General features: G+C 66.0%; 7 protein-coding genes. All 7 read left to right on the top strand.

What is annotated here, in order from left to right; translation table 11 throughout:
- Positions 1 to 5: 5 nt before the first annotated feature.
- The 7 genes from NDK18_RS16275 to NDK18_RS16245 all read left to right on the top strand — a co-directional run bounded on the left by NDK18_RS16275 (position 6) and on the right by NDK18_RS16245 (position 14,247).
- On the top strand, positions 6 to 1,628 hold the full coding sequence (locus NDK18_RS16275) for a family 43 glycosylhydrolase (protein WP_250628377.1): 1,623 nt from the start codon (positions 6 to 8) through the stop codon (positions 1,626 to 1,628).
- Between the two features lie 328 nt (positions 1,629 to 1,956).
- Positions 1,957 to 4,866, top strand: coding sequence for a TonB-dependent receptor (locus NDK18_RS16270; protein ID WP_425600651.1), 2,910 nt, complete (start codon positions 1,957 to 1,959; stop codon positions 4,864 to 4,866).
- A gap of 101 nt (positions 4,867 to 4,967) precedes the next feature.
- Positions 4,968 to 7,187, top strand: a complete 2,220-nt coding sequence (locus NDK18_RS16265) for a WD40/YVTN/BNR-like repeat-containing protein (RefSeq protein WP_425600650.1) — start codon at positions 4,968 to 4,970, stop codon at positions 7,185 to 7,187.
- Positions 7,184 to 8,884 carry a DUF5597 domain-containing protein gene (locus tag NDK18_RS16260; RefSeq protein ID WP_250628374.1) on the top strand — a complete coding sequence of 567 codons (1,701 nt, stop codon included), beginning with the start codon at positions 7,184 to 7,186 and terminating at the stop codon, positions 8,882 to 8,884. Before NDK18_RS16265 ends, NDK18_RS16260 begins: the two co-directional genes overlap by 4 nt.
- 15 nt (positions 8,885 to 8,899) lie before the next feature.
- Positions 8,900 to 11,761: a TIM-barrel domain-containing protein gene (locus tag NDK18_RS16255; RefSeq protein WP_425502751.1), complete on the top strand. Its 2,862-nt coding sequence runs from the start codon at positions 8,900 to 8,902 to the stop codon at positions 11,759 to 11,761.
- 425 nt (positions 11,762 to 12,186) lie between these two features.
- Positions 12,187 to 12,543, top strand: coding sequence for a DUF1428 domain-containing protein (locus NDK18_RS16250; protein ID WP_250626471.1), 357 nt, complete (start codon positions 12,187 to 12,189; stop codon positions 12,541 to 12,543).
- A 120-nt stretch (positions 12,544 to 12,663) separates the two neighbouring features.
- Entirely contained in the window at positions 12,664 to 14,247 is a 1,584-nt protein-coding gene (locus NDK18_RS16245; protein WP_250628373.1) for a Gfo/Idh/MocA family protein, read from the top strand.
- The last annotated feature ends 197 nt before the right edge of the window (positions 14,248 to 14,444 follow it).

Raw genomic sequence — 14,444 nt, 5'->3', positions numbered from 1 at the left:
CACGCATGGTGAACCATTCCCGCCGCGACGCTTTCAAGCTGGTGCTGGCCGGTGCCGCCGCCCCGTTTTCCCTGCGGGCGGCCGCGGCGATCCCGTGCGCGCGCCGCGACGAAACGCCCGTCCGCTGGCGAACGGGCATCGAAGGGCAACGCCAGGCCGACCTGGGCGACGGCACCTACCGCAACCCGATCGTCGCCGGCGACCACCCGGACCCGACCATCCTCAAGGATGGCGACGACTACTACATGACGTTCACGTCGTTCCAATCCTCTCCCGGCCTGGAGATCTGGCATTCCACCGACCTGGTGAACTGGGTGCCACTGAAGCCGGCGCTGACCCGGCCGCTGGGCAACGTATTCGCGGTGGACCTGTGCAGGCACGCCGGACGCTACTTCATCTACATCCCGGCCATGGTGGGCGACACCGGTTGGTCGATCCACGTGATCTGGGCCGACCATATCGAAGGTCCGTGGAGCGACCCCATCGACATGAAGATCGGCGGCTGCATCGATCCCGGCCACGTGGTGGGCGAGGACGGCCGGCGCTACCTGTTCGTCAACGGGATCCGCTACATCCGCCTCAGCGACAACGGCCTCGCCGCCGATGGCGCGCTGCAGCAGGCCTACAGTCCCTGGCGCTATCCCGACGACTGGGTAGTGGAGGACTTTGCGCCGGAAGGCCCCAAGCTGCTGCGGCATGGCGCATGGTTCTACCTGATCACCGCGGTCGGCGGCACCGCCGGTCCACCGACCGGGCACATGGTGATCACGGCGCGCTCGAAGTCCGTCCACGGCCCGTGGGAACACTGCCCGCACAACCCGTTGGTGCGCACGACGAGCGCCGCCGAACCGTGGTGGTCGCGCGGCCACGCCTCGCTGGTGGAAGGGCCGGCGGGTGACTGGTGGATGGTGTACCACGGCTACGAGAACGGTTTCCGCACGCTCGGGCGACAGACCCTGCTGGAACCGATCGAATGGACCGCCGACGGCTGGTTCAGGGCGCGCGGCGGTGATCTTTCAAGGCCCTTGCCCAAGCCGAAGGGCGGCCGCCGCGGTCGATCGGGCCAGGCCTTGTCGGACGCCTTCGCCACCGGCGCGCTCGGCGCGCAGTGGTCCTTCCACGATCCGCGGCCGGAAGACACCCGGCGGATCCGCCATGAAGCGGGCGGCCTGCGGATCGCCGCGCGCGGCAGCTCACCTTCAGACAGCCCGCCGCTGACGTGCCTGCCCGGCGACCGTGCCTACATGGCGGAGGTCACCCTCGATCTTGTCGGCGGGGCCGAAGGCGGCCTGCTACTGTTCTACAACCCGAAGGCGTTCGTCGGCATCGGCTTCTCGCCGCACACGATGAAGACATTCGAATATGCGCAGGAACAGCCCTGGATGCGCGCGCCGATGGCCACCACCCGCGTGCGCATGCGGCTGACCAACGACCATCACGTGGTGACCTTCCACTACTCGCACGATGGCGGAAAGACCTGGGTGAAGCACGACCTGCGCATGGAGGTTTCGGGCATCCACCACAACGTGTTCGGTGGTTTTCTCAGCCTGAGGATCGGCATCTACAGCGCCGGCGAAGGCAGCATCGTCGCGCGCGACTTCAGCTATCGCGCGATCGACGCGGGATAAGCGGCGGCCGATGTGGCGACCGCAAATGAAGAAACGTTACCCGGCCCCTTCAATTTCGTAATTGTCTGACCTCAGCCGGTCACATCAGCATCCGCACCAGCGAAGAGGACGTCCGACGTTTGCTCCGGACAGGCGGCGCCATGGCGCTGGCGCCACCCGATGCAGTCAGTGCGGCAGAAGTTAAGAAAGGCCACATCGAAGCCGGCGATCCACCCGGCCGACCACAAACATCTCCGGGGGGAGGGCTTTGACCATGATCGAGACAGTGCACGAGTCATTGGGACACAACACAGGCCGGCCGTTTCCGCTGGCGCGCTTGTCGGCCGCCATGGCGATGGGCCTGGCCTTGCTCCACGCGCCGCCGGCCGCCCACGCGCAGGAATCGGTCCAGAGCCAGGACCAGGGCCAGCCGAAAGCGCCCCCCAGCGACCAGCGCGGGAAGAAATCCGGCCAGGCCGGCGCCGCGCAAGCGAAGAATCTCGAGGCCGTGACGGTGACCGGCATCCGTGCATCCGTCGAGAAGGCGCAGGACATCAAGCGCGATGCCCCCACCTTCGTCGATTCGTTGTCCGCCACGGACATCGGCGCGCTGCCGGATCGCAGCGTCACTGAAACCCTGTCGCGCATTCCCGGCGTCACCATCGACCATTTTCTCTCCCAGGGCGATCCGGAACACTTCTCTGCCGAAGGCAATGGTGTGCAGGTGCGCGGCCTCACGCAGGTGCGTTCCGAATTGAATGGTGGCGACAGTTTCTCCGCCAATGGCGGGCGCGCCCTCAGCTTCCAGGACGTGCCCTCGGAATTGATGTCGGGCGTGGACGTCTACAAGAACCAGACGGCAGAGATGATCGAGGGCGGCCTGGGCGGTACGGTGAACCTGCGCACCTTCATGCCCTTCGACTTCCAGGGCCAGAAGATCGCCGCTTCAGCCAGCGAGAACTACGGCGATTTCGCCAAGAAGTACAAGCCGTCCGGCTCGGTGCTCTACAGCAATCGCTGGCAGACCAGCCTCGGGGAAATGGGTTTCCTCGTCGACGTCGCCGATTCCCAACTGTCCACGCGTACGGATGGCCTGTTCGTGCGTCCGTTCTTCAAGAACGCAGACGGCGTCTGGGTGCCGCGCGGCGCCGACTGGCGCACCTTGCTCTACGATCGCAAGCGCGATGGTGCCTACCTGGCCTTCCAGTGGCGTCCCAGCGACGATCTTGACCTTTACGCCACCGCGTTCCAGAGCAAATACCACGAAGTCTGGAACGAGGATGCGATCTTCGTGAGCAACGACCCAACGCAGGTGACGGTGGACGCCAGCCAGCCGAGCCAGGTCAATGGCGGGGTGTTCCAGTCCGGCCGCCTCACGCAGAGCGGCGGCATGCCGATGGGCACCGACATCCGCGCTTCCGACAGCCACTCCAAGACCACGGACTTCTCCACCGGGATGAAGTGGCGGCTGGGCACGGCCACTGAACTCACCAGCTCGGTGCAGTTCGTCAAGGCCACTACCAACAGTCTGGATTCCACGGTGGCGCTGGGTACCAACGTGCCCTACATCGACGTGGCCCTGAACGGTAGCAACCCGCCGCACATCGGCGTCGATTCAAACTTCACCGGGAATCCCGCCAATTACTACTGGGGATTCACCATGGATCACCAGGATCAAAACTATGCGAAGGAACTGGCCTGGCGTGCCGACATCTCGCACAGCTTCGTCGACGGGTTCGTGCAGGGGGTGAAGGCAGGCGTGCGCCTGACCAACCGCTATGCCAACAACATCGATACCGGCTACAACTGGCTGCCCGTATTCCAGACCTGGATGTCGGGATGGGCGGTGCCCGGCGGTGCCATGCCCGGCCTGGATTTGAACGGCACGGTCAATACCAGCCTGGTGCATCTGGACACGTTCAAGGATTTCTACCGGGGCGACGCCGGCATCCCAGGGGCGTTCTATGCACCGGTCCCGGCGACCGCGCTTGGCTACCCGGGCAGCTACGCGGATATTCACAACGCCGCCATTCCGTACTACATCGCCGGCAGCGGCTATGACGTCCCGTACAAGCCCACCTTGCTCGATGCCTCGCACACCAATCTTCAGCACGAAAAAACCTACGCGGCGTACGCCATGCTCGACTTCGGGGTGGACGATGCCAATCTGAGCGGCAACGTCGGCGTGCGTGCGGTGCGGACCAGGAATGCCGCCCAGGGTTTCCTGACGTATCCCGACCAGGCGTTTGCGCCCTATCTGGGTGCGGGCCAGTCTGCTCCCATCAGCGCCCGCAACGAGTACACCGACATCCTGCCCAGCTTGAACGTGAAGTGGGAGTTCGCTCCGGACGTGATCACGCGTTTTGCCTTTTCCAAGGCGATTGCGCGGCCGGACTTTAGCCAGATGCAGGCCTATCAGATTCTCAATGCCGCCGTGCTGTCAGGCTATACGCCGCCGCCCGGTACCACCACCCTGCCGATCGACAAGCTGACCCTGACGGGCACTGCCACCACCAGCAATCCGTACCTGACGCCGATGAAGGCTAACCAGTTCGATCTGTCGCTGGAGTGGTACTTCGATCAGGACCACGGCGGCATGGCCTGGGTCAGCCTGTTCCACAAGGGGATAAGCGACTATTTCCGCAACGAGTCGCAGTTCGTGACGTATCCAGGTATCGACGGCAACAACTATCAGTATCTGGTCACCCACCCCGTAAACGTTGGCAAGGCGACGATCGATGGCGCGGAACTCGGCTGGAATCAGTTCTTCGATTTCCTGCCGGTCAAGGGCTTCGGCATGTCGGCGAACTACACCTACATCCGGAGCAGGACCCACGTACCGAACGAAACTACTGCGGTGCCGGTGGATACCGATGGCTCCACATTCGGCAGCCTCCCGGCGGATGGCCTGTCGAGGAATTCCCTCAATGTCGCCGGCTTCTACGAGCACGGTCCGTGGCAAGTCCGGCTTGCCTACAACTGGCGCAGCCAGTATCTACTGTCGATCGGCCCGAACGGCTACAACGGTACCGATAACAACATTCCATGGAAGCTGCCGGTATTCGCCGATGCCTACGGACAGCTGGACGGTTCGATCTTCTACTCGTTCAACGAGCACGTGAAGCTCGGCGTGGAGATGAACAACCTCAATAACGCCGAACAGCGCACGATCATGTATCAGAACGCATCGGGCAAGCACATCACTTCCTGGTACGTGAACGATACCCGGTATGCACTGACGCTACGCGCGACGTTCTGATCGTGCAGTGCCTGAGCAGCCGACGGGGGTTCCGGCATGGGGCAACGCATCCAGCGTCAGGTGTCTTGCCTGGCGCTGGAAAAACCTCACTGCGTTCGGGCATGTTCGGAAACATCGCTGTCCTTGCCTGCTCCTTGTTCCTCGCGCCGGGTGTCCACGCCAGCCAAGCCGCCGCGCTTCCTTACCACTTCGCCAACGTGCGCATCGGCGGTGGCGGCTACGTCAGCGGCCTGGTCTTCCATCCGGCTGAGCGCGGGCTGGTCTATGCGCGCACCGACGTCGGCGGCGCCTACCGCTGGGACCAAGCGAGCGCGCAATGGGTGCCGTTGACCGACTGGATCGAGGCTAAGGACAACAACCTGCTCGGCATCGACAGCCTCGCGCTCGATCCTGCCGATCCCGGCTGGGTGTACCTTGCCGCGGGCACCTACACCGCCCCGCAGGCGGGCAATGCCGCGGTCCTGCGTTCGCACGACCGCGGCCGGCATTTCGAGCGCGCCGACCTGCCGTTCAAGCTGGGCGGCAACGAGCTGGGGCGCGGCAACGGCGAGCGGCTGGCGGTGGACCCGAACGACGGCCGCGTGCTCCTGCTCGGTTCGCGCGATGCCGGCCTGTGGCGCAGCGAGGATCACGGCGCGCACTGGTCGAGGCTCACCGGGTTTACCGACGTGGCAACCTCGCCCGCGTCGCGCGCGAGCAGCCACGGCCGCACGCAGCCGGTCGGCATCGTGTTCGTGGTGTTCGATCCGGCCAGCGGCAAGCGCGGCGAACCGACGCCGGTGATGTATGCGGGCGTGTCGACGCGCGCGACCAGCCTGTACCGCTCCAGCGACGGCGGCCGCAGCTGGCGCGCGGTGCCGGGGCAACCCGCCGGCCTGCGGCCCAGCCACATGCACCGCGCCGGCGACGGCAGCTACGTGCTGAGCTACGGCGACGAGCCGGGCCCGGACACGATGAGCGACGGCGCCCTGTGGCGCTGGCAACCGGCGAGCGGCCGCTGGACCGACATCACGCCGCTGCCGCGCAAGCGCACGCCGGCGGGCTTCGGCTGGGGCGACGTTGCGGTCGACCCCGCCGATCCGGACGTGCTGATCGCCAGCACCCATCATCGCTACACGCCGCACGACCTGCTGTTCCGCAGCACCGACGGCGGCAGGCACTGGGCCGAGATCTTTGCGCGTTCGTCGTTCGATCGCAGCGATGCGGCCTGGACCGTCGACCACACGCCGCACTGGATGACCACGGTGGCGATCGATCCGTTCGACCCGGACCACGTGATGTTCGTCACCGGCTACGGCGTGTGGTCGTCGCGCGACATGCGCGGGTTCGACCGGGGCGGCACGGTGCACTGGTGGTTTCAGGACCGCGGGCTGGAGGAAACCGTGCCGCTGGGCCTGATCAGCCCACCGCAGGGCGCGCACCTGTTGAGCGCACTGGGCGACCTCGACGGCTACCGCCATGACGACCTCGCCGTGGCGCCACTGCAGTTCCAGGCGCCGCCGCGCTACGCGAACGGCGAGAGCATCGACTACGCCGGGCAGCGGCCGGCGCTGATCGTGCGCAGCGGCTACCTGCGCGAGCCGTTCGAGGCGGCGATCCGTGCAGCGTGGTCCGGCGACGGCGGACGGCACTGGCAGGCCTTTGCCGGCGAGCCGCCGGAAGGCGAAGGCGCGGGAAGCATCGCTGTCGCCGCCGATGGCAGCGGCGTACTGTGGGCGCCCAGGCATGCCAACCATGTCTATCTCACGCGCGACCTTGGCCGGCACTGGCAGACGGCGCAGGGCCTCGGCGCGCGCCTGGAGGTGCTCGCCGATCGCGTCGACGCCGGACGCTTCTATGCGTTCGACCGCCGCGCCGGCACGCTCTTCGCCAGCCGCGATGGCGGCGCGAGCTTCGTGCCGATCGGCGGCGCCCTGGGCGATGCCGCGCGTGGACGCGACCAGGTGCAACTGCAGGCGGCGCCGGATGCCGCCGGCACGCTGTACCTGGGCGCGCGCGACCTGCCGCTGCTGCGCGGCGACGACCGGGGCCGCGTGCAGCAGCGCATGCCCGCGCTGACCGGCGTCGATGCGTTCGGTTTCGGCAAGCCGGCGGCCGGCCGCCACGCGCCCGTGCTGTTCGTCGCCGGGCGCCGCGGCGCGCTGCAGGGGATCTTCCGTTCCCTCGACGGCGGGCAGCACTGGCAGCGCATCGACGACGATGCGCACCGCTACGGCCGGGTTGGCCACCTGGTCGGCGATCCGCGGGTTTTCGGGCGTCTGTATTTCGCCCCCAGCGGGCGCGGCATCGTCTACGGCGAACCGATGGAGGCCGCGCCATGAAACATCCGCTCCTCATTGGCGCGCTGGCGCTGTGCCTTCTGCTGCCGGCGCCGCCGGGCGTGCTGCATGCGGGCAGCAACAGCCTCGCCATCCGCGTGGACGACCTGGACAACGGCGACGGCCTGCCCGCCGCTCCGTTCCGATCCACGCCCGCAGCGGCGGGCACCGCCGAACTGCCGCGCATCGTCAGCCAGGACGGACGCCACGCGCTGATGGTGGACGGCAAGCCCTACCTGCTGCTCGGCGCGCAGGTGAACAATTCCAGCAATTGGCCGGACATGCTGGGCCAGGTGTGGCCCGCCATCGAGCAGTTGCACGCCAATACCGTACAGGTGCCGATCGCGTGGGAGCAGATCGAGCCGAAGGAAGGGCAGTTCGACTTCGGCTTCCTCGACACGCTGGTGACGCAGGCGCGCCAGCACAGGCTGCGCCTGGTGCTGCTGTGGTTCGCCACCTGGAAGAACAACGGCCCCAGCTACGCGCCATCGTGGGTGAAGCTGGACGATCGCCGCTTTCCGCGCTTGTTCAATCGCGAAGGCCGCCGCCTGAATTCGCTCTCGCCACTGGCCACCGCCACGCTGGACGCCGACCGCAAGGCGTTCGTCCAGTTGATGACGCACCTGCGCCAGATCGATGGCGACCGGCACACGGTGATCATGGTGCAGGTGGAGAACGAGGCCGGTACCTACGGCACCGACCGCGACCACTCGCCGATGGCGGACAAGGTCTTCGCCGGCCCGGTGCCCGAGGCGCTGCTGCGCGCGACCGGCAAATCAGGCGGCAGCTGGAGCCAGGCTTTCGGCAACGACGCGGCGGAGTACTTCCACGCTTGGCATGTCGCGCATTTCATCGGCCAGGTCGCGGCGGCAGGCAAGGCGGTATATCCGCTGCCGATGTACGCCAACGCGGCGTTGCGCGATCCATTCAAGCCGGGACCGCCCGGCAGCTACGAGAGCGGTGGTCCCACCGACAACGTGCTGCCTGTGTGGAAGGCCGCCGCACCCGCGCTGGACGTGCTGGCGCCGGACATCTACAAGCCCGACTACGCGCACTATGCCACCTATCTCGAGCGTTACGCCCGCAAGGACAACCCGCTGTTCGTCGCCGAAACCGGCAACGACAAGGTCTATGCGCGCTACGTCTATGCCTCGCTCGGCGCGGGAGCCATCGGCTGGTCGCCGTTCGGCATGGACTTCACCGGCTACTCCAACTACCCGCTGGGCGCGCGCAAGCTGGACGAGGATACGGTCGAGCTGTTCGCCGCCAACTACCGCGTGCTGGCGCCGATGGCGGGCGAACTGGCCGCGGCGGCGTATGCGGGCAGGCTGTGGGGCGCATCCGAGCCGGACGCTACCCACGAGCAGACGCTCGACCTGGGCGACTGGCAGGTCCACCTGGGCTACGGACAACTGCAATTCGGAATCGAACCGCCCAAAGGCAATCCTGACCGCTCCGGCGGCGCGCTGGTCGCACAGCTGGCGCCGAACGAATACCTGCTGGTCGCCCGCGACGTGCGCGTGAACTTCCTGCCGGCGCGCGGACGCAAGGTCGACTTCCTTCTCGACCGTGTCGAGGAGGGCCATTACGACCACGGCCGCTGGATATTCCGTCGCCTGTGGAACGGCGATCAGACCGACTGGGGCTTGAATGTCATCGGCGAGCCGCGCGTACTGCGCGTGCGGCTGGCCACGTACTGAAGGAACGAGATGCGCATGTCTTCTATCGCTATCCGCCCGTGGATGCCGCTGTGCATGCTGACGCTGGCCGTCCTCGCTGGCTGCGGCAAGGCACCCGAGCCGGCCGATGCCGCGAAATCCGCCGGCCACGCACAAAAACTCGCCGACGGCGTGATCGTCCGCCTCGACCACTCCCCCCAGCAGGTACGCCTGCAGGCGGTGGACGAGCGCATCGTCCACGTCACCGCCGTGCCCGAGGGTGCGTTCGACCTGCCCGCCAGCCTGATGGCGGTGAAGAGCGGTGGCGACACGCTCTTCACGGTGGACGAAACGCCGGACACGGTGACGCTGAAGACGCCGCGGCTTTCCGCCCAGGTATCGCTGCACGACGGCGCGGTGCGCTTCCTCGACGCCGCCGGCAAACCGTTGCTGGCCGAGCGCGCGGGCGGGCGCTCGTTCCAGCCGGAGACGGTGGAAGGCAAGCCGTACTACACGGTGCGCCAGCGTTTCGACTCGCCCGCCGACGAGGCGTTCTACGGCCTGGGCCAGCACCAGGACGGGCAGATGAACTACAAGGGCGAGGACGTGGAACTGGCCCAGCACAACATGGACGTGGGCGTCCCGTTCGTGGTTTCCACGCGCAACTACGGTCTGCTGTGGGACAACAACTCGATCACCCGCTTCGGCGACCCGCGCGAGTACCAGCCGCTCAGCCAGACACTCAAGCTCTACGACGCCGACGGCAAAGCCGGCGGGCTCACCGCCAGCTATTACGACGCCGGCGGCACGCTGAAGCTCAAGCGCGTCGAGAAGCAGCCGGACTACCAGTACCTCAAGGACATCGCGCAATGGCCGGCCGCATCGCCCGCCAAGACCACCGCCAAGGTGGTGTGGGAAGGCAGCATCGAGCCCACAGTCCCCGGCGTGCACAAGCTGCGCCTGTACGCCAGCAGCTACGCCAAGGTGTGGCTGGACGGCAAGCTGGTCTACGACGACTGGCGGCAGAACTGGAACCCCTGGTACCACAACCTGCGCCTGACGATGGATGCCGGCAGCAAGCACCAGCTGCGCATCGAATGGCTGCCGAATGAGGGCTACCTCACCCTGCTGCACCTGGACCCACTGCCCGGCGACGAGCAGCAGGAGCTGTCGCTGTCCTCCGAGGTCGGCCATGCGGTGGACTACTACTTCATCGCCGGCGACAACCTCGACCAGGTGATCGCGGGTTATCGCGAAGTCACCGGCAAGGCCACCCTGCTGCCGCGCTGGGCGTATGGGCTCTGGCAGAGCCGCGAGCGCTACAAGACCCAGGCGGAGATCTTCGACACCGCCAGACGCTACCGCGCGCTCGGCCTGCCGATCGACAACCTGGTGGAGGACTGGAACTACTGGCCTGAGGACGCCTGGGGCTCGCACGAGTTCGACAAGGCACGCTTTCCCGATCCCAAGGGCATGCTCGACCAGCTGCACGCGATGCACCTGCAGCTGATGATCTCGGTGTGGCCGAAGTTCTACCCGGGCACGGCGAACTACAAGGAGCTGGACGCCAAGGGCTACATCTACCGCCGCAACGTGGAGAAGGGCGAACGCGACTGGATCGGCAACGGCTACCTCAGCTCGTTCTACGACCCGTACGCGAAGGAGGCGCGCGCGATCTACTGGCGCCAGATCCACGACCGGCTCGGCGTGCTCGGCATCGACGGCTGGTGGCTGGACGCGTCCGAGCCGGACATCCAGTCCAACCTCGACATTGCCGAACGCAAGCTGCGCATGGGGCCGACCGCGCTCGGGCCCGGCGCCGCGTTCTTCAATTCGTATCCGCTGATGCACACCACCGGCGTGTACCAGGGCGCACGGGCAAGCACGCCGGACAAGCGCGTGTTCATCCTCACCCGTTCAGCCTTCGCCGGCCAGCAGCGCAACGCCGCGGCGACATGGAGCGGCGATGTGGCCTCGCGCTGGAGCAACCTGCACGACCAGATCTCCGCCGGCGTGAACTTCTCCCTGGCCGGCATCCCCAACTGGACCACCGACATCGGCGGCTTCGCGCTGGAGCCGCGCTACGAGAAGCCGGACGCTGCCGACCTGGCCGAATGGCGCGAGCTCAACCTGCGCTGGTTCCAGTTCGGCGCGTTCACGCCCTTGTTCCGCTCGCACGGGCAGTTCCCGTACCGCGAGATCTACAACCTTGCCGCGCCGGGTACGTCGGTGTACGAGGCGCTGGCCTACTACGACCGCCTGCGCTACCGCCTGATGCCGTACATCTACACCCTGGCCGGCGACACCTGGTGGAAGGACGGCACCATCATGCGCGGACTGGTCATGGATTTCCCCGGCGATCCGAAGGTGCGGGACATCGACGACGAGTACCTGTTCGGTCCCGCCTTCCTGGTCGCGCCGGTCACCGCCTACCGCGCCACCGCGCGGCCGGTCTACCTGCCGGCCGGTACGCGCTGGTACGACTTCCACAGCGGCAAGTCCTACGAAGGCGGCAGCAGCATCGATGCCCCGGCGCCGCTGGAACGCATGCCGCTGTTCGTGCGCGCCGGCGCCATCGTGCCGACCGGTCCGGCCATCCAGTACACCGGCGAGCAGCCGGACGCGCCGATCGTCCTGCTGGTCTACGCCGGCGCCGACGGCCATTTCACGCTGTACGAGGACGAAGGCACCAGCTACGACTACGAGCATGGCCACTACTCACGTATCCCGCTGGCCTACGACGACGCCACCGGCGTGCTCACCCTCGGCAGGCGCGAGGGCGACGGGCGCGGCGCGCCGGCAAGGCGACAGTTCGTGATCCGCCGCATCGACGCCGGCCATCCGAACGCGGACGGCGCCGACGCCAGCCATGACGTGCGGGTCGGCTACAACGGCAGCGAGGTGAAGGTGCCGCGCTGACGGCGGCGCGGCGAACTCCCGGGCACTCCGGGCGGGGATGCGCGGCCAGGCCTGCGAAAGCGCGTGATCGAAGCCACGCCGGAGCACTTGGGCGACAAGGGCTACTTCGACTGAAGTCTGATCGCCGAGTTGGGGTGATGGTGCCGATCAACGGGTGCCCTGGCACGCGCCTGCATAAATAGCTTGCCGCGCGCCGACAGCGCAGTGCAGCCTCACCCTTAACATCGCACAAACCGCCTTGTGTCAATCACTTAGGCAGTCTTCGATCAGAATTTTGTAGTAGGTCATGCGCACGGCGGCAGAACTATGCTTTAGTGCTGCGGCAAACCTATGGTTCCCGCCACACATGTCGATCCCGCAGGCGCTCATTCGTCGCATAAGTGAAGGTGACCATACCGGCCACCCTTCAGGCCAAGGAGACAATCATGTCCTACATCGATGGTTTCGTGATCGCCGTACCCAACGCCAACCGCGAAAAGTTCATTGCGCACGCCCGTACCTTCGACGCCATTTTCCTCGAGTTCGGCGCCATCCGGGTGATGGAGTGCTGGGGCGACGACGTACCCGACGGCAAGCTCACCGATTTCCGCCGCGCCGTGCAGGCGGAACAGGATGAATCCGTGGTGTTCTCCTGGGTGGAATGGCCCGACAAGGCCACTCGCGATGCCGGCATGGCGAAATTCATGCAAGACCCGCGCATGGAAGCCGCCAGTGACTGTCCTTTCGATGGCAAGCGCATGATTTTTGGCGGCTTCAAGTCGGTGGTTAGTCTGCCGGACTAGGGGATAACGCAAAAAACCTGAACTCGGTCTACGAAAAGAATTTCAGCTTCCTTATAGGATCGGGGGCTTAGTCCGGACTGCTCCCTACCCTATCGAATCCAACCGGAGGTTTCAGCGCTCATGACGGATGAATCGAACATCGGGAAAGAGAAGCAGGGCCAATGCGCTGGGGAAACCTCCGGGGATACGGGTCCGAGCATCAAGATCACCCGCCGCGAATTCATCGCAGGCACGGCCATCGCCGCGACCGGCTTGATGATCGTGCCCCGCCATGTCCTGGGCGGGCCCGGCCATACGGCGCCCAGCGATCGATTGAACATTGCCGGCATCGGCGTCGGCGGCATGGGCGGAAACAACATCCGTGCCCTGGCCGGTGAGAACATCGTCGCCCTGTGCGACGTGGACTGGCACTACACGGAGAAGAGCTTCCGCGGGATGTTCGACGGTCAGGGGAAAGCCCATGCACGCCTGGACAAGGCCAAGACCGCCAAAGAGCGCCTGGAGCTGCAGGACCAGATCAAGCAGACGGATCTGCTTTCGCGCAAGTTCGATTCGATCAAGCGTTATACCGACTACCGCCGGATGCTAGAACAGCAGAAGGACATCGATGCGGTGGTCATCGCGACGCCAGACCATCTGCATGCGGTGATCGCCAGCGCCGCAATGAGCCTCGGCAAGCACGTGTACGTGCAGAAGCCACTCACCTGGTCGATAGACGAGGCCCGCGCGCTGGCAAGGAAGGCCAAGGACAACCCCAAGGTCGTCACGCAAATGGGCAACCAGGGCCACTCGACCGATGATGCCCGGTTGATCAACGAATACATCGCGGCCGGGGCGATCGGCAACGTCAGCGAGGTCCACGTCTGGACGAATCGCCCGCTTGCCTACTGGCCGCAGGGAATTCCACGCCCGCAGCCCAGGCCCAGGCCGGACGACGCAAGCTGGGACGAGGATGCGGTCATGGACCGGCTCGCCAATGCCATGGTCGGCAACTATCCAAAGCCCGAAGGCCTGGCATGGGATCTCTTCCTGGGCCCCGGTCCCGTCGTCGACTACCACCCTGTGTATCACCCGTTCAACTGGCGTGGCTGGGTGGACTGGGGCGTTGGCGCCATCGGCGACATGGGGGCGCACCTGATCGATTCCCCGTTCTGGTCGCTGGACCTGGGTTTTCCGACGGCCGTGGAGACTGTCTCGACGCCCTTCAACAACGCGTCGTACCCGATGGCAACGATGACGTACTACGAATTCCCGGCACGCGGCAGCAGGCCATCAGTGAAGCTCCACTGGTATGACGGCGCGTTGCTGCCTCCCGGGCTGCAAGCGTTGGGAGCCGGGCAGATGAGCAAGGACGGCGGCGTCCTCTACGTCGGCGACAAGGGCAAGCTGATCCACGAGACCTACGGTGCGAACCCGCGCCTGCTACCTCAGTCGCTGCACGACGCGGTGGGCACGCCGCCGCAGAAGTATGCCCGCATCAAGACGTCGCACGAGATGAACTGGGTGGACGCCTGCAAGGGGCGGGGGGAAGCGTCATCGCCGTTCTCATACGCCTCACGCCTGACGGAAGTCATGCTGCTGGGCGTCGTGTCCCTTCGCGCGGGCGGCAGGATCGAGTACGACGCGGAGAACATGCGCGTCACCAACTCGCCGGCAGCCAACGAGTTCCTGCGTCGCCAGTATCGCGAAGGTTGGGCCGTCTAGGCGACCGTGAGAAATGGCGAGAAATGGAGAAAACACGTGCGTGACCACCAAATGACGTTTGTCTAGTATCGCTGCTGCTTGCATCTTTGAAGTGCGGAGAACCTGAAGCGCCGGCAGCTTTATCGATAGCAGCGAATGAGGGCGGTGCTTGGCGCGAAAGCGACCCGCTCTTGCATTGGTTCAACGCTGGGGTTTAA

The organism is Pinirhizobacter soli (assembly GCF_015905305.1).
GTDB lineage: Bacteria > Pseudomonadota > Gammaproteobacteria > Xanthomonadales > Rhodanobacteraceae > Pinirhizobacter > Pinirhizobacter soli.
Note: the sequence above shows the minus strand (reverse complement) of the source record. Positions and strands in the feature narration are given on the sequence as shown.

Coding starts and splice junctions, on each gene's coding strand:
- NDK18_RS16245 (WP_250628373.1), top strand. CDS start 12,664: ATGACGGATGAATCGAACATCGGGAAAGAGAAGCAGGGCCAATGCGCT.
- NDK18_RS16250 (WP_250626471.1), top strand. CDS start 12,187: ATGTCCTACATCGATGGTTTCGTGATCGCCGTACCCAACGCCAACCGC.
- NDK18_RS16255 (WP_425502751.1), top strand. CDS start 8,900: ATGTCTTCTATCGCTATCCGCCCGTGGATGCCGCTGTGCATGCTGACG.
- NDK18_RS16260 (WP_250628374.1), top strand. CDS start 7,184: ATGAAACATCCGCTCCTCATTGGCGCGCTGGCGCTGTGCCTTCTGCTG.
- NDK18_RS16275 (WP_250628377.1), top strand. CDS start 6: ATGGTGAACCATTCCCGCCGCGACGCTTTCAAGCTGGTGCTGGCCGGT.
- NDK18_RS16265 (WP_425600650.1), top strand. CDS start 4,968: ATGTTCGGAAACATCGCTGTCCTTGCCTGCTCCTTGTTCCTCGCGCCG.
- NDK18_RS16270 (WP_425600651.1), top strand. CDS start 1,957: ATGGCGATGGGCCTGGCCTTGCTCCACGCGCCGCCGGCCGCCCACGCG.